General features: G+C 37.5%; 14 protein-coding genes and 2 pseudogenes. 11 read left to right on the top strand and 5 right to left on the bottom strand.

Annotated elements, in window-relative coordinates; translation table 11 throughout:
* Positions 1 to 512 precede the first annotated feature (512 nt).
* The 4 genes and pseudogenes from BAMA_RS12960 to BAMA_RS24045 all read left to right on the top strand — a co-directional run.
* The gene (locus BAMA_RS12960; protein WP_051758945.1) at positions 513 to 899 is read left to right on the top strand and encodes a hypothetical protein; all 387 of its coding nucleotides are present in this window, start codon (positions 513 to 515) and stop codon (positions 897 to 899) included.
* Positions 900 to 1086: 187 nt separating this feature from the next.
* Positions 1087 to 3498 carry a bifunctional diguanylate cyclase/phosphodiesterase gene (locus BAMA_RS12965; protein WP_034639676.1) on the top strand — a complete coding sequence of 804 codons (2412 nt, stop codon included), beginning with the start codon at positions 1087 to 1089 and terminating at the stop codon, positions 3496 to 3498.
* A gap of 14 nt (positions 3499 to 3512) precedes the next feature.
* Positions 3513 to 3683, top strand: a pseudogene (locus BAMA_RS12970) (DUF6176 family protein); the annotation flags it as partial.
* Positions 3684 to 3831: 148 nt separating this feature from the next.
* Positions 3832 to 4011: pseudogene (locus tag BAMA_RS24045) on the top strand (DUF6176 family protein); the annotation flags it as partial.
* A gap of 78 nt (positions 4012 to 4089) precedes the next feature.
* Here the strand turns inward: BAMA_RS24045 and pepQ are convergent.
* Positions 4090 to 5187, bottom strand: coding sequence for a Xaa-Pro dipeptidase (pepQ, locus tag BAMA_RS12975; protein WP_034639681.1), 1098 nt, complete (start codon positions 5185 to 5187; stop codon positions 4090 to 4092).
* Positions 5188 to 5328: 141 nt separating this feature from the next.
* Here pepQ and BAMA_RS12980 point away from each other — a divergent pair, with 141 nt between their 5' ends.
* A complete protein-coding gene (locus BAMA_RS12980) occupies positions 5329 to 6012 on the top strand; it encodes a metal-dependent hydrolase (RefSeq protein WP_034639682.1) in 684 nt (227 codons plus the stop codon).
* Between the two features lie 42 nt (positions 6013 to 6054).
* Here the strand turns inward: BAMA_RS12980 and BAMA_RS24915 are convergent, their stop codons facing one another.
* A complete protein-coding gene (locus tag BAMA_RS24915) occupies positions 6055 to 6210 on the bottom strand; it encodes a hypothetical protein (protein ID WP_200874684.1) in 156 nt (51 codons plus the stop codon).
* A 226-nt stretch (positions 6211 to 6436) separates the two neighbouring features.
* On the opposite strand from BAMA_RS24915, the gene BAMA_RS12985 reads away from it, so the two are divergent.
* Together BAMA_RS12985 and BAMA_RS12990 are read left to right on the top strand one after the other, a co-directional pair.
* Positions 6437 to 7750, top strand: coding sequence for a DRTGG domain-containing protein (locus BAMA_RS12985; protein WP_034639685.1), 1314 nt, complete (start codon positions 6437 to 6439; stop codon positions 7748 to 7750).
* A gap of 112 nt (positions 7751 to 7862) precedes the next feature.
* Positions 7863 to 8102 (top strand): DUF3949 domain-containing protein, encoded by a 240-nt coding sequence (locus BAMA_RS12990; RefSeq protein WP_034639892.1) that lies wholly within the window; start codon positions 7863 to 7865, stop codon positions 8100 to 8102.
* A 243-nt stretch (positions 8103 to 8345) separates the two neighbouring features.
* Here BAMA_RS12990 and BAMA_RS13000 read toward each other — a convergent pair whose 3' ends face one another.
* Positions 8346 to 8651 carry a YtpI family protein gene (locus tag BAMA_RS13000; protein WP_034639690.1) on the bottom strand — a complete coding sequence of 102 codons (306 nt, stop codon included), beginning with the start codon at positions 8649 to 8651 and terminating at the stop codon, positions 8346 to 8348.
* Between the two features lie 303 nt (positions 8652 to 8954).
* Between BAMA_RS13000 and BAMA_RS13005 the strand changes: the two genes are divergently transcribed.
* Positions 8955 to 9887: a DHH family phosphoesterase gene (locus tag BAMA_RS13005; protein WP_034639692.1), complete on the top strand. Its 933-nt coding sequence runs from the start codon at positions 8955 to 8957 to the stop codon at positions 9885 to 9887.
* A 158-nt stretch (positions 9888 to 10045) separates the two neighbouring features.
* Here the strand turns inward: BAMA_RS13005 and ytrI are convergent, their stop codons facing one another.
* Both ytrI and ytrH read right to left on the bottom strand, forming a co-directional pair.
* A complete protein-coding gene (gene ytrI, locus BAMA_RS13010; protein WP_034639893.1) occupies positions 10046 to 10555 on the bottom strand; it encodes a sporulation membrane protein YtrI in 510 nt (169 codons plus the stop codon).
* Positions 10552 to 10887 (bottom strand): sporulation membrane protein YtrH, encoded by a 336-nt coding sequence (gene ytrH, locus BAMA_RS13015; RefSeq protein ID WP_034639695.1) that lies wholly within the window; start codon positions 10885 to 10887, stop codon positions 10552 to 10554. The genes ytrI and ytrH overlap by 4 nt, the downstream gene beginning before the upstream one ends.
* A gap of 464 nt (positions 10888 to 11351) precedes the next feature.
* Here ytrH and dnaE point away from each other — a divergent pair, with 464 nt between their 5' ends.
* From dnaE to BAMA_RS13030, 3 genes are all read left to right on the top strand, one after another.
* The gene (gene dnaE / locus BAMA_RS13020; RefSeq protein WP_034639698.1) at positions 11352 to 14708 is read left to right on the top strand and encodes a DNA polymerase III subunit alpha; all 3357 of its coding nucleotides are present in this window, start codon (positions 11352 to 11354) and stop codon (positions 14706 to 14708) included.
* 372 nt (positions 14709 to 15080) lie between these two features.
* Positions 15081 to 16289, top strand: coding sequence for an NADP-dependent malic enzyme (gene ystJ / locus BAMA_RS13025; RefSeq protein WP_162176064.1), 1209 nt, complete (start codon positions 15081 to 15083; stop codon positions 16287 to 16289).
* A 14-nt stretch (positions 16290 to 16303) separates the two neighbouring features.
* Positions 16304 to 16948, top strand: a complete 645-nt coding sequence (locus BAMA_RS13030) for a FadR/GntR family transcriptional regulator (RefSeq protein ID WP_034639705.1) — start codon at positions 16304 to 16306, stop codon at positions 16946 to 16948.
* The last annotated feature ends 148 nt before the right edge of the window (positions 16949 to 17096 follow it).

A 17096-nucleotide genomic window follows, 5' to 3' on the forward strand; every position in this document is an offset into this window, starting at 1 on the left:
TTGATATTCAATTAGGAGACTCATCACCTCATTTGTTTATTTACTTTTAATCTTGGAAAGTACTAGCTGTAAACGGATATGATGAACATTATACGGGTGAGGAGTGGTTAATTGTTGCTATGCCTAGAAATGAAATTGCAGTATGAACGCCAGAAGATTGAGAGTAAAGAGGGCGCTATGCAGAACTCTATATAGGCCTTATGAAGTTTTTTGTAAGTAGACATTTCTATGTTATTATTTACATTATATTGAAAAAATGGTTTTTAGGGCTTATCACTGTAACCTGGGGTTGATTTTTTTGAGAAAGGATCATTTTTCATACACGGAACGGAGAGTGGCGACTCCTGCGGGAATAGCGAGGATAGTGAGACCCCGCAGGCTTGCCGAGGAGGCTCGCTCTCGCCCGCGGAAAGCGCCCACTCGGAGTGGAGTATGCTCCTCTATATTTGTCACCCCCGACTTATGGTGATGAACTTTTTTAGTTGTAGAACATATAACAAAGGATGAAAGACGTGCGAGAAACAAAGATATTAAAATTGTTCGTTACTGCATTATGCATTTTATTGTTAAGTGCTTGTGAAAAAGAAGGCATTGAAGGAGCTTGGGAATTATCTCAAAGTGAGCAAAATGAATGTCCAACATATTATAAATTTGAAATTGTTGTAAAAGAGGAAGACGAGAACCAAGTTGTCTATCAAGTAGTTAATATGTATACAAATGAAAAGAAAAAAGAAAACAAGTATGTTGGGACTTATACACAGGTAAATAAGGAAGGTTTGTATCTCTTTAATTACGGTAATGATTTTACCTCTGAACAATGGTTAGAGAGGGAGGGGGAATCACTTCGAGTGTTCTTTCCTGATGTGAATAAGCAATGTACATATAAGTTATCTTCTTAGAGGAAAAGTGAATGGAACAGGAATATCTGTTCCATTCACTTTTTTGTTTTTAAAATAACTTGATAAATAAATATTTTACATCCAACCACTCTATCTTAATATATAATGATAATGTAATTTTATTTTAACTTGTATAGGTGTTCATGCCCGCGCGAAGAAAACAATATAAAAGAAAGGGTAGAAGAAGATGCAACAATTAGTTGGCTTTTATAATTATTGGTTTGTTGCTTTGTCTGTTGTGGTTGCTGTATTTGCATCGTATACAGCATTAGATCTTGCTGGACGTGTTGCATATGTAAATAGAAAACGAAAAAAGTTATGGTGGTTCTGTGGATCCATTACGATGGGAATTGGTATTTGGTCTATGCATTTTATCGGTATGTTAGCTTTTCATCTACCTGTAACAGTTGAATATGATCATAATTTAGTATTTCTGTCTGTTGTTGCTGCGTGGATTGGTGCATTTATTGCTCTATATACAGTGAGTTTTAAAGCGCTGAAAAATATTCATTTCTTAATAGGTGGTTGTTCAATGGGACTAGCTATTGGGGCGATGCACTATATTGGTATGGCTGCGATGAAGTTTGTAGATATTACGTATGATCCGTTTCTTTTTGCACTTTCTATCTTTATCGCTATTATTGCGTCTATCGCAGCTTTGAAGATTTCATTTGAATTAGCAAAGTATGAAAGTTCTATTAGGTTGTTTATATATAAGATACTAAGTGCGATAGCGATGGGAATTGCGATATCCGGTATGCATTATACAGGAATGGCTGCAGCTGAATTTTGTTTGCCAGTTGAAATGATGAATAAATCTGGAATTAGTAATGATACGATTGTTATTATGACGGGAGTTACAACGATTATTATTCAATCGTTTTTAATTTTTGGTACAGTGACCGATCGTCGTTTTCATTTTAAGGCTTTAGAATCTCTTGAGAATGAAAAGCGATATCGTTCGCTTGTGCATCATAATTTAGATGCGATTTTCTCTGTATCTGGAGATGGTCAGTTGCTTAGCATGAATCCTGTAGGAGAAAAGATGTTTCGTTGTTCTACAAGTAAATTAAAAGAGAAAAAAATATCTCATTTTTTAACAAAGCAAGAAAAACAAAAAGTAAAATTATATTTTTATCAAACGATTGAAATGAAGAGAGGACATAACTTTAATACGAGAATTCGATTAGATGATAATGCGGTGTTAGATGTAAATGTGACGTTTGTACCGATATATATTGAAGACAGATTAGATTGTGTATATGGTATTATGCGAGATATTACAGAGCAACTTGAAAACGAAAATCATATTTATCGTCTAGCATATTATGACTCGTTAACTAGTTTACCAAATCGTCGTAATGTAGTAGAGCGTATAGAAGGCGCATTAAAAGAAAGCGGCACGATGTGTGCTGTATATACTTTGAATTTGAATCGTTTTAAAGTTATTAACGACGCGCTAGGACAAAAGATAGGTGATTTGTTATTACAACATATTGCTGGGAAATTAACGATGCAAATTGGCGGAAGAGGCGTGGTTGGCCGAATGAGTGGTGATACATTCATCATACTTCTTCCAAATATAAAATGTAACGAAGAAGTAAGTGGTGTTGCAGAACATGTTATGCAGCTCTTTGAAAAGCCATTTGTAATAAGAGGAAATGAGTTATATTGTTCTGTACGCATTGGAATCGCTATTGCGCCGCAAGATGGAGTCGATGCAGAAACGTTAGTCGGTCATGCAGATATCGCGATGTACGCAGCACAAGAGAGCCGAAAAAGCGGCTATCGCTTCTATTCTCCTAGGATTGGAGAATGGTCTCAAAATCAATTAATTGAAGAACAGCAACTACGTCAAGCTCTTGAGAAAGATGAATTTGTGTTGCATTATCAGCCACAAGTTCACTCGAAAACGGGTAAGGTGGTTGGAGTAGAGGCGCTTGTACGTTGGCAACTACCTGATGGAACGATGCGCTCACCACTGAAATTTATTACTCTTGCAGAAGAAACAGGTTTAATTATTCCACTTGGAAAGCTTGTCTTGCAAAAAGCATGTCAATATGCGAAGGAATGGCATGATAAAGGAATCCCAATTCGTGTGTCTGTCAACTTATCTCCAAGGCAGTTCCAAACCGAAGATATTGTTGAAACAGTAGCAGCATTACTTGAAACATACAAATTACCTCCGCATTTGCTCGAATTGGAGGTAACGGAAAGTATGACGATGACAAATGTTGAGCGTTCAAAACGATTATTACAAGCATTTCGAAAATTAGGTGTAACAATTAGTATTGATGATTTCGGAACGGGACATAGTTCACTTAGTTATTTGAAAGATTATCCAATTCATAAGTTGAAAATTGATCGCTCCTTTATTAAAGATATTCATGAAGATGTTCGGACGAAGCAAATTACGGCTGCTATTATTGCGTTAGGTCAACATATTGGATTGGAAATTGTAGCAGAAGGAGTAGAAAAAGAAGAGCAGCTTGCATTTTTACGAGAACATAACTGCTCATACATACAAGGATATTATTTTAGTAAGCCGTTACCACCTTCTGAATTTGAACGATGGCTTGAAAATAAAATAGTTGTTTGATAGGGGAAATGAGGGTGAAAGTAGAATTAACGAGATTTAAAGTGAAAAAAGGGAAAGGTCAACGTGTTGATGAATGGATGAAGTTGCTAAATAATCATATGAAGGACGTACTCCTTACATTAAACGACGAAAAAATGTACGTAGAGACAATTTTCCGGGAAATACGGGATGGAGATGAATATTTATCCCGCATTAACGGGCTGTAAGACTCCCACCTCAAAACTTAGAGGGTTCAGAGAGGTTTAGGTGGGAGATTAACAGTCCGTAAAAGCCCGATTGGTTCAACTAACACGCAGTGGGGGATGAAGACCCCCCACTGCGTGAAGTTTCACTTTATATTGGTACTCTGTTCAAGGAGAGGGGGGCGGGATTCAAGTTGAACAGTCGCAGCACGATATTGATAAACAGCATGTCGCATTTTGGTATGAATGTATTGATGAAGAAGTACCCCCTATCGATATGAAAACAGAAGTTGTCATGATTCAAGATGTGGTGAAGGAAGCGATGAAGTAGTAGATTAGTAGTTTGAAAAATAAAGTTATACAAAAAAGAAGACAGCGTAGTTACTGTCTTCTTTTTTTACAGTACAATTTATTTCACAAACTGCAATTCTTTCGGGAATTTTGTTAAAATTTCCACGCCGTTTTCAGTTACGTAAATGTCATCTTCAATACGAACGCCACCTATGTTTGGTACATAAATACCTGGTTCGATTGTGAACACCATGCCTTCACGTAATGGTGTATTGTTACCTTCTTTTACATCTGGATATTCATGGACACTAATGCCAAGGCCATGACCAAGACGATGTGGGAAGAAGTCACCGTAACCAGCATCTTCAATAACAGAGCGAGCTGCACGGTCAATTTCGCCAAGTGTCACACCTGGTTTACATGCTTCAATTGCTTGTAATTGTCCAGCTAGTACTGTGTTATAGATGTGTTTTTGTTTCTCTGAAATGTCACCAAACGCAACAGTACGTGTAATATCAGAGCAATAACCGTCAATGATTACACCTAAATCAAATAGAACGAAGTCACCGCGCTGCATTTTATTTGCGCCTGGAATGCCGTGTGGCAGGGCAGAGTTTGCGCCTGTTAATACCATCGTATCAAACGACATTTTATGTATGCCTTTTTTCTTTAATTCATGCTCAATTGTTGCCAGTACTTCAAGCTCGCTACGGTTTTCTTGAATTGCACTTACACCAACTTCAATTGCGTAGTCAGCCATTGCAGCAGCTTCACGTAAAATAGAAAGTTCTTTTGCGTCTTTAATAAGGCGAAGCTCACGTACTTTTTCTTCAGCTGCTCTAAATGTAGCGTTTGCAAATAGCTTTGTTAATTCTTCATAGCGCTCGACATTTAAATGTTCTTTTTCGATAGCAACTGTTTTAGCATCGATACCGCGTTTTTCAATCGCTTTTGCAATCATGTCCCATGGGCGGTCTGTATCTGTAAACCCGATAATTTCATGAGTCCAACCAGCTGTTCTTGCTTGTCCTTCTTCCATTTTTGGACAAATTAACATTGGCTCTTTTTCTGGAAAGACGAATAGACCAAGAAGTCGTTCGTGTGGTTCACAATGGAAGTTTGTCATGTAAAAAACATTTTCTGTGGAAGTGATGAATGCCGCTTCCATATTTTGTTCGCGTAACCATTGCATTAATTTTTCTAATCTACTGTTCATTTTTATGCACCTCCGAATTTCCGTTACTCTATCACTTTACATTGTATGGAAGCGTTATGACAAGTAAATCGATATGTGAAAAGACAGGAAATTGTGAACTTATGTAGAATAGAACTGAGGAACAAAAGGAGGATGATCCAAATGAAAATATCTTATCACGGGCATTCAGTAGTAAAAATCGAAACGAATGGCAAAATCGTTTTAATTGATCCGTTTATTACGGGAAATCCTAGCACAGACTTAAAGGCTGACGACATAAAAGTAGATGCAATTGTATTATCACATGGTCATGGAGATCACGTTGGAGATACAGTTGCGCTTGCAAAGAAAAATAATGCGCTTGTTATCGCTCCATTTGAATTAGCAACATTTTTAAGTTGGAAAGGTGTAAAGGTACATCCGATGCATATTGGTGGATCACATGCATTTCCATTTGGAACGGTGAAGTTTACACAAGCATTTCATGGCTCAAGTTATATTGACGAAGAAAATCAAACCATTACATATACAGGTATGCCAGCTGGTATTTTATTTATGGCTGAGGATAAAACGGTATACCATGCAGGAGATACAGCGTTATTTTCTGATATGAAATTAATTGGTGAGCGTCATAATATTGATGTTGCTTTCTTGCCAATTGGTGATAACTTTACAATGGGACCAGAAGATGCGTTACTTGCAGCGGAATGGATTGGTGCAAAAGTTGTTGTACCGATGCATTACAATACGTTCCCTGTTATTGAACAAAATCCGCATGAGTTCATAGAGAAGTTAGAAGGATCTGTAGGAAAGGTCATGGTAGCTGGAGATGTAATAGAACTATAAAAAGAAACCCTTCAGTTTGAAAAAATCAAATTGAAGGGTTCTTTATGTGTGTGAAGGCTGTAATAGTGGTAAAAGTATATCTGTTTCTTTTTGTGGCGTATTTGTTTGTTCCTCTGCTGCGTTTAATTCCGCTGCTACTCGTTTTCCATCAACAAAAGCTAAAAATACCGCACCAACTACTTCTAAAAATTTCTTCATATTGTATCTCTCCTTCTTGTTATTTGATGTCTTTATTGTATATGTTGTAGGGGCAAGTAACCATTGAATGAAGTGACAGTAGTCTTACATTGTTGTAAGTATTTTGTTTTGTTATAAAAAAATTAGTACAGATGTTGAAATATGGAGTGTAACAGTTTTGGAATTATAGTATACTGTAGATAAAGAAGATGAAGAACTACGGAAAAAGAAAGTATGGTGAAACCATTTGGCTACCAAACATAATCAAATTTTAGAATATATAAACACTTTACCAATTGGACATAAAATTTCTGTCCGCCAAATTGCGAAAGAACTAGGCGTGAGTGAAGGGACGGCATATCGAGCGATTAAAGATGCGGAAAATAAAGGGTATGTAAGTACAATTGAGCGCGTTGGAACAATTCGTATTGAACAGAAGAAAAAAGAGAATATTGAGAAGCTAACATTTGCAGAAGTCGTTAATATTGTTGATGGGCAAGTACTTGGCGGAAGAGAAGGACTACATAAAACATTAAATAAGTTTGTAATTGGTGCGATGAAGCTAGAAGCAATGATGCGTTATACAGAAGCTGGGAATTTGCTTATCATCGGTAACAGAATACAAGCTCATCAACTAGCGCTAGAAGAAGGAGCAGCTGTACTTATTACAGGTGGATTCGATACGGAAGAGCACGTGAAAAAGTTAGCAGATGAATTAAAGCTTCCTATTATCTCAAGTAGTTACGATACGTTTACGGTTGCCACGCTTATCAACCGTGCTATTTATGATCAGCTTATTAAAAAGGAAATTGTGCTCGTTGAAGATATATTGACGCCAATTGAGGAGACAATTTGTTTACACCAAAATGATACGGTTGCAAAGTGGCATGAAAGTAATGAAACATCTATGCATGGCCGTTATCCAATTGTAGATGAAAAAAATAAAGTGCTTGGTATTGTAACATCAAAAGATATTATTGGGATTCCAAAAGAGACGTTAATTGAAAAAGTTATGACAAAAGGGCCGATTACTGTAAATGGTAAGATGTCAGTTGCAGCCGCAGCTCGTATGATGGTATGGGAAGGGATTGAAATGCTTCCTGTTGTAGATAATAACGGTTCTCTTCAAGGGATTATCAGTCGTCAAGATGTACTGCAGGCATTGCAAATGATTCAGCGTCAACCACAAGTGGGTGAGACAATTGATGATCTTATTTCTAATCAATTTGTAAATCAAAAAGAGGCGAAGCAAGATCATGTATATCATTTCTCTGTCACACCACAAATGACCAATGCAATTGGGACATTATCTTATGGTGTTTTTACAACAATCGTAACAGAGGCGGCAAACCGTGTGCTACGTACGCAGAAAAAAGGAGATTCAATTGTTGAAAACTTAACGATTTATTTCGTAAAGCCAGTTCAAATTGATCATGTTATTTCTGTGCATCCAAAAGTGTTAGAGATTGGACGGAAATTTGGTAAGGTGGATGTAGAAGTACATCACGATGGAAATGTCGTTGGAAAAGCGCTTCTTATGGTGCAATTAATTGATAGATAAGATGGAAAAGCTACTATGAAAAAAGTAGCTTTTTTATTTTGGAATAATTGTTTGGTTTTTACAAAAATGTTACAATAAAAGAAAAAGGTGGTAATTTAGAGTGGGCGAACGGATGTTTTTGGTTGGTGTAGCACTGTTTTACTTTTTAGTAATGATTCCAATTCAGTATATGTATATATCAGAAATGAATAAGAAAAAGAATAAAATTGGTCTTTCACAAAATGAAATGTATGAAAAGATGTCATTTGAAGAAGAACAGCTACATTTTCATGTGCAAGGAAATCCTTTTAACATTCCGTCAGCGCTAGTTGCATATACTATTTTAAGAATAAGAACGGCGAGTGCAAAATAACGTTGTTCATATAGGGGGAACACCATGATAATGTATACGTACTTAACAGCATTTTTGAGTGTTTTTCTTCCCTTTTTTGAAAATGGTGTATGGGTTCTTGCTTTCTTTTATTTGTTAACTAGGATATTTAGAAATGAAAAATTAATAAAGATAGCAAGAGCAATCACGATTGTAATGTTAATATTGTTACTTATCGACTTAATAGTAAGACTCTTTACAATGTAAAAGCTTGAGGGCTGAGCCTCAAGCTTTTTTGTATGTTTCTGCTTCTTCAATTGCAAGCGGCAAAAAATGTTTATATTGGCGTACGCCGTTATATATGCTTGCCCCGCCAATTAGGACAAACAAACCACCAACGATAATGCGAACGGTCGATATGTCCATAAAAAATTGATTCAATCCAAATAGTGCGACAAATAGTCCGAGTGCAATTGCTGATTTACTAGCAAGCCACCCTTTCTCCATCGGACGGTGTGTACGAAAAAATTTCGTTTTGTAAAAGAGATAAAACATAAATGTGACGATAATACAAAAGACTAAAACTGGCATGACCCCTATCTCCCATCTATTTGTATTGTATCTTTATCCCGCATTAACGTGCTGTACGCCTCCCGCTTCAAAACTTGAGAGAAGCTAAGAAGGTTAGGTGGGAGACAAACAGTACATAAATGCCCGATTGGTTCAACTAACAATCAGTGGGGGATGGAGCCCCCATTGATTGAAGTTTCACTTTATATTGTAAAGCAATTATTCCCATCGATGAAGTGTTTTGAGCTATAATGAATATAAAATAAAATCTGATTGGAATAGAAGGGACGCTCTTTCCAAAAACGGAGAAAAGGAGATATACATATGCATGAACAAATTTTAACGGCAATTCAGCAATTTGATACGGTTATTATTCACCGTCACGTTCGTCCGGACCCAGATGCGTTAGGTTCTCAGTGTGGTCTTGGCACGATGCTTCTAGAATCGTTTCCAGAGAAGAATATTTATATGGTAGGTTACAATGAACCATCTCTATCTTATTTACGTGTCATGGATGAAATTTCTGATGAAACGTATGAGAATGCGCTTGTTATCGTTTGCGATACAGCAAACCAAGAGCGTGTTTGTGATCAGCGTTACACAAAAGGAAAGATGATAATTAAAATTGATCATCATCCAAATGAAGATCCGTACGGGGATATTGTTTGGGTAGATACAACATCAAGTTCGACAAGTGAGCTCATTTATGAATTTTACTTATACGGAAAAGATAAAGGGTTGAAGCTTCCACAAGAAGGAGCTCGTCTTATTTTAGCTGGGATTGTTGGTGATACAGGCCGATTCTTATTCCCAAGTACTTCTGGAAAAACACTTCGTTATGCTTCTGAGCTTGTAGAAATGGGTGTTGAGTTCCCGGAATTATATAATGAAATGTATAAAACAAATGAGCGCATTGCTCGTTTAAATGGTTACATTTTACAAAATTTCTCGATGACAGAAGAGGGAGCTGCTTACATTAAGTTAACAAAAAAAGTGTTAGAGCAATTTCATGTGAAGCCATCTGAAGCATCTGGTGTAGTTGGAGCACTGGGGAATATCGATGGATTAAAATCTTGGGTTTTATTTTTAGAGGAAGAGGATGTTATTCGCGTACGTCTTCGTTCAAAAGGACCTGTTATTAACAAGTTAGCAATGAAGTATGAAGGCGGAGGTCATCCAATGGCATCTGGTGCAAAGGTAAACTCTTGGGAAGAAGCGGATCGTTTATTTGCAGATTTACGTGAATTGTGCCGATAATAAAAAGGGAATTCTTTCGAAGAATTCCCTTTTTATCCTATATTAACGTACTGTTACCCTCTACCTCAAAACTCGAGGGGCATAAAGAAGTTTAAGCGGGAGAGTGATAGCACGTAAAGGCTCGATTGGTTCAACCCCCCACTGATTGAAGTTTCACTTTATTTATCTTTCTTTTGTTTAATTTTCACACTAATTTCGACCGTTGTATCAAAGTAAATGGTTTCGATGTCAAATTGATAGGCGCGGTCATATAGGTTGTACACTTTATGTTCAATTGTTTTTTTTAACAGTTCTTTATTTTGAGCGACGCTGTTTACATGTTTTGTAAGTAAATGCCTAAGGTCGTCTTCGATTGAAGTTGTAATACTTTCAACTGTGAAGCTATCGAGATCATATTTTTCTGGGTTTATAATTTCGACTTTAATTTCTTGAATAGTGAGAAGCCGTTTGTTATCTTCGTTTAATTTATTTCTGTCTTCTGTTAAGATGTGTAAATCTTCTTCTAGTTGTTCAATCTTGATTCGTTGTTTTTCAATTGTAACGGTTTGATTTTCTTGAAATACACCGTATATGTATAAGAAAATAACCCAGCCTAAAATGCTACCAACAGCAGTTCCTGCTAAAAATAAATACCAGCGTCGTGCAATGGAAGCTGTTGGAACTCTCATACGTGTTCCTGTGTAATCCATTTAATAATGACAAGCCCTGTTTGCATACCCCCTGTTGCAAATAAAATGAGTAAAATTTGTTTTACAATGTCTTTCATATCCCCACCAAAAAAGCTTCTTTCAAAACTATAAAAGGCATCGAAAGTACCACCAATTGCTGCAACAAGTGCCCAGATACGTAAGTTTTGAGCGAAATGGTGAATCATTGTAAGTGGTGGTTTACCAACTAAAAATGCGCCAAGTCCGCCAATTAATGACCCACCAAGTAATACGCCAAAAGCAATAAAATAACTCGTAATTAAAAGTGAAAAAAATGTTTCGCGCATTTCCATGACTATTTTCCTTTCTATACGAATTTATCCCGCCATTTGCGAGTTGTAAAACGCCCATCTCAAAACTTGAATGAAAATCATGTGAACAGTAAAAAATTGTACTCATTACTTGTTTGTGTTCTTTTGTATGAAGCAGTTAAAGGTCCTGACCGCTACTATGATAGAGTAATGCTCCCTTTAGAACTAAAAAAGAAAAGGTGTATGTTGTTTTTTAACAACAAAACCAAGGTTAAGCAGACGAAACTCATCATCTTTTTTGTTTTAAAATCGCGTAAGGTAGTCAAAGGTCCTGACTGTTACTATGCATAGAGCAACACACTCTCCAATCCTAAAAAAAGAAAGTCTTTTTCTCACTTTGTCCATATCCAATATATATGGACAAATCTCAAGAAGTATGTTTTGATTTCATCTTTCTTCATCACCTATAATGGAAGTAGTCACATAGTTAAAGAGAGGGTATAAAAGTGAAGTTTGTGCATTTACAATGTCAAACCGTTTATAGTTTGTTAAAAAGTGCTTGTAAAGTTGATGAGCTCGTGTCGCGTGCAAAAGAGCTTGGATTTACATCATTAGCCATTACCGATGAAAACGTGATGTATGGTGTTATTCCATTTTATAAAGCATGTAAAAAAGTAGGAGTTAAGCCGATTATCGGATTAACAGCATTTGTACAAGGGGAGGAAGAAGATTCATCTTATCCGCTCGTATTGCTTGCAGAAAATGAAGAAGGTTATCGCAACTTACTCAAAATTTCAAGTGCCATCATGACAAAATCAAAGGTTGGTATTCCAAAAAAGTGGCTTGCGCATTATGCAGCGGGACTCATTGCAATTTCACCGGGGAAAGATGGTGAAATTGAACAGTTGTTACTTGCAGGACAAGAAGAAACAGCTGCGATTGTAGCTTCTACATATCGCAATATGTTTACAAGCTTTTATGTGAGTGTGCAGCATCATGCTGTACAAGAGGAATTGGTGTTACAAGAGAAATTAGTATCGTTTGCGAGTGAGCTAAACGTACCCATTGTGGCGACAAATGATGTTCGTTATGTGAAACAGGACGATGCGCTTGTGCAGGAATGTTTGCTATCAGTTCATAGTGGTACGAAAATGACAGAAGCTAATCGTCCGAGATTACAAACCGATCAATATTACTTGAAATCAGCTTCAGAAATGGAAGCATTGTTTTCAGCTATGCCAGAGGCTGTGCGTAATACGCTACTCATTGCCGAGCGCTGCCAGGTGGAAATTCCGTTTCATGTAAACCAACTTCCAAAGTTTCCAGTTCCAACGAATGAGTCGTCTAATGCCTTTTTGAAGCGTCTTTGTGAAGAAAAGCTTCATGAGCGATATGAAACGGTAACAGATGTGCATAAGGCAAGGCTTCGACATGAATTAGAAATAATTTCTCGTATGGGGTTTAGTGATTACTTTTTAATTGTATGGGATTTCATGAAGTATGCACATGACCGTAACATTTTAACGGGACCAGGTCGTGGTTCAGCAGCGGGTTCTATCGTCTCGTACGTACTAGCAATTACAGATGTTGATCCGATTCAGTACGATTTACTATTTGAGCGTTTTTTAAATCCAGAGCGCGTAACGCTTCCAGATATTGATATCGATTTTCCAGATATTCGCCGTGATGAGATGATTCAATATGTAAAAGAGAAGTACGGTCAGCTTAGAGTAGCTCAAATTGTAACGTTTGGAACGCTTGCTGCAAAAGCGGCCATTCGTGATATTGCAAGGGTAATGGGGCTTTCTCCAGCAGAAGTGGATATTTTCTCTAAGCAAATTCCATCGCGTCTTGGTATTACGCTAGAAGAAGCGTATAACGAATCGGAGCGATTGCGTGATTATATAGGAAGCAACCCGTTGTTTCAGCGTATTTTTGAAGTTGCCAAACGGGTTGAAGGATTGCCGCGGCACACATCGATTCACGCAGCAGGTGTCATTATGAGTGAAGAGCCTCTTACAAATAGTATTGCCATCCAAGAAGGACATAACGATGTATATGTAACCCAGTACCCAGCAGAAGCGCTGGAAGAACTCGGCTTGCTGAAAATGGATTTCCTCGGTCTTCGTAATTTAACATTACTTGAAAATATTAGATATTCGATATTCGAAACGACAGGTCAAAAAATTGATATAAGACGTTTACCGCTTCGGGATGAAAAAACATTCCACTTACTCGGAAAAGGTGATACGACAGGTGTGTTCCAACTTGAATCGGCAGGGATGAGGAATGTACTTCGTACGCTGAAGCCAAATGAATTTGAAGATATTGTCGCGGTTAACGCATTGTATCGTCCGGGACCGATGGAGCAAATTCCTGCTTTTATTGAATCGAAACATGGGAAGCGTGATATCCATTATGTGCACCCAGATTTAAAACCAATTTTAGAAAGAACATATGGTGTAATTGTATATCAAGAACAGATTATGCAAATTGCTTCAAATTTAGCTAGTTTTTCTCTAGGGGAAGCAGATTTATTACGCCGTGCAGTGAGTAAGAAAAATCGTGATATTTTAGATGAGCAACGCGCCCACTTTGTAAATGGGTGTTTACGTAATGGGTATAATGAGAAAACAGCACAGCAAATTTATGATTTAATTGTTAGATTTGCAAATTATGGATTTAACAGAAGTCATGCAGTTGCTTACAGTATGATTGGCTATCAGCTTGCTTATTTAAAAGCGAATTATCCACTTCAGTTTATGGCAGCTTTATTATCGAGTGTGATTGGTAACGAAGAGAAAGTTATGCAGTATGTGCGGGAAGCGAAGCGCCGTGGTATTAAGATTTTATTACCATCTCTTCAAAAGAGTGGCTATCATTTCCGTGTAGAGGGAGATGGAATTCGTTATAGCTTACTAGCGATGCGAAACATTGGCGCGGCTACAGTAAAATCGATTATGGAAGAGCGCAAGGTAGCGCCGTTTACCGACTTGTTTCAGTTTTGTGTACGCATGCCAGCAAAATTCGTGACAGATCGTAATTTAGAAACATTTATCAATGCAGGATGCTTTGATTGTTTTGGTGTGAATCGAGCATCCCTACATGAAAGTGTAGAACGTGCTTTAAAATATGCTCGCCTTGTGCGCCCATCTAATGCAGCAGAAGCCGACATGTTCTTAGATGAAGATCTTGTACCAAAGCCGCAGTATGCGAGCGTAGAAGAATTTGAACTCACTGATTTATTGAACAAAGAAAAAGAAGCGTTAGGTTTTTATTTATCAAGTTATCCAACTGCGCAGTATAAAGAGTTGATTGAAACGCTTGAAATACCGACGTTATTACAGGCGATGAAAACGCAGAAGAAGGGGCAACGTACTATTGCTTATATAACAAGTGTGAAAGTAATTCGGACGAAAAAGTTGCAAAAGATGGCGTTTTTAACGGTATGTGACCAAGATGAAGAACTAGAAGCAGTTGTATTTCCGGAAACATATTTACACTTCTCCGAGCGTTTAGAAGAAGGAGCTGTCGTCCTTTTAGATGGAGTAATTGAAAAACGAAATGGGAGAGTGCAGTGGATTGTAAATGGTGTGTACCCACTTGAGTCAATGAGTGTGTATGAAGAAATGAAAGACACAACAATCTATGTGAAATTAGCATCTCAGTATGAAAAATCTCTATTTTATCAAGTTACAAAAAAATTATTTCATTATCCAGGGTATACAAAAGTATTAATTTATTATGAAAAAGAACATAAAATGGTACAATTGTCTAGTGGTTTGTCAATCTATCCGAGCCAAGCATGTCTACAGGCGCTTTATGAAATAGTCGGAGAGGAAAATGTCGTATTGAAAAAGTAAAAGAAAAAAGAAAACCCTTTCTTTTTAGCCAGAAGAGAAGTTTATGCTATGCAAAGTAATGCTCTTTTAGATTCCACCTGATGTTAAAAACACAAATAGAGAAAGTACAAGAATCTAATGGGGTGTATGACTTTCAAATTACTATTGTAAGCTGAAATATCTTCGTTCTTTTCATTTTTATTGATTCGGATTTTTTTCGGTAGTGATGTAGTAGTCTAAAAGGTGAAAATGGATTTATATAGACAATATCCTATCATTTCGATTATAGTAATAGTAGTGTTCGTGGTCAGACCACTTGGAGAGATGATATACAGCTAGAATAATTTGAGGAGAGTGGATCGTTTGTCAACACTTCGTGAACAAGCACTTCATATGCATAAAGTGCATCAGGGGAAATTAGAAACTGTATCAAAAGTAAAGGTAGAAAATGCGCAAGATTTAAGTTTAGCGTATTCTCCAGGGGTCGCAGAGCCTTGTAAAGAAATTTATGACGACAAAAGTAAGGTATATGAATATACGATGAAGGGAAACATGGTAGCAGTTGTAACAGACGGAACAGCTGTACTTGGTCTTGGAAATATTGGACCAGAAGCATCGTTACCAGTTATGGAAGGAAAAGCAGTATTATTTAAAAGCTTTGCTGGTGTAGATGCATTCCCAATCGCCTTAAATACAAATGACGTTGATAAGATTGTTGAAACTGTAAAATTAATGGAGCCGACATTTGGCGGCGTAAACTTAGAAGATATCGCAGCACCAAACTGCTTTATTATTGAAGAACGTTTGAAAAAAGAAACCAATATCCCAGTATTTCATGATGATCAGCACGGTACAGCGATTGTGACGGTAGCAGGTCTTGTAAATGCATTAAAATTAGTTGGCAAGAAAATGTCTGATATTAAAGTTGTTGCAAATGGCGCAGGAGCAGCTGGTATTGCAATTATTAAATTATTATATCGTTACGGTGTACGCGACATTATTATGTGTGATACGCGCGGCGCAATTTACGAGGGACGCCCTTCAGGTATGAACCCTGTAAAAGATGAAGTTGCGAAATATACAAATAAAAATCGTGTAGAAGGTTCGTTAGCTGAAGTGATTGAGGGAGCGGACGTATTTATCGGTGTATCGGCAGCAGGTGCATTAACAGAAGAGATGGTACGTACGATGAACAACGACGCAATCATCTTTGCGATGGCGAACCCAGTGCCGGAAATCATGCCAGAAGCAGCGAAAGCGGCAGGAGCGGCAGTGGTTGGAACAGGTCGTTCTGACTTCCCGAACCAAGTAAACAACGTATTAGCATTCCCAGGTATTTTCCGTGGTGCACTTGATGTTCATGCAACGCAAATTAATGAAGAGATGAAAGTTGCGGCTGTACAAGCTATTGCAGAGCTTGTGTCAGGTGAAGAATTAAGCGCGGATTATATTATCCCAGCTCCGTTTGATGCACGCGTAGCACCGCAAGTAGCAGCATACGTAGCGAAAGCTGCGATGGAAACAGGGGTAGCTCGCCGCCAAGTGAATCCGAGTGAAGTTGCTGAAAAAACAAAGCAACTGGCGATTATTGGTAAAGAATAAGCGAGGAATGTCCATTGACATCATCACAACCGAAAGTATATTTAGAAATTGTTAAAAAAATTCGTTCTATCATAGAAGAAGACGGATTAGGAGCAGGTGATCGTCTGCCGTCTGAGCGAGAGTTAAGTGCTCGCCTAAATGTAGGACGTTCATCTGTTCGCGAAGCATTGCGCGCGTTAGAACTTGTAGGTTTGATTGAAACGCGGCGCGGTGAAGGTACATTTATTCGGAATTTTTATGAGAATGGTCTTGTGCAGTTAATTGCACCGTTCCTACTGCAAGATGAGAAAACAGTTCGTGATTTACTGCAAACAAAGCGCCTTCTTGAAAAAGATATGTTGCGAGTTGTTTGTAATATGGATGAGCAAACATTTTCTCAAGTGCTTGGAGCGTTAGAGCATGTATTAAAAGAACAAGAACAATCGATTATTGCATTTCATCAAACGTTTTTCAAAGTGCTTGTTGAACAAGCGGATAACTATTTATTATATCGCATCTGGATGATTGTAAATGATTACGTCGCAACGCTTTCTTCTGAGTGTTCAATTGAAACAACAGAAATGTATGAACAACTGTTTGTGGCATTAAAAAATAAGAAAGAAGACGAAGCATTACAGATTTATGATGCGTTAATACAAAAATTACAGTTTCACTCGTAGTGTTATAAAATTTGTCGAAATGACCATGACACGTTATGACAAACATTCTACCGCATAGCGGTTAAAGTTAAACGTAAAGAGAGAGGTTATTAGACAGATTAAGAAAACAGGCTAACATTCAACTTGAATGTTAGCCACGTTTTCTTCT

It is taken from the genome of Bacillus manliponensis, from assembly GCF_000712595.1.
Lineage (GTDB): Bacteria > Bacillota > Bacilli > Bacillales > Bacillaceae_G > Bacillus_A > Bacillus_A manliponensis.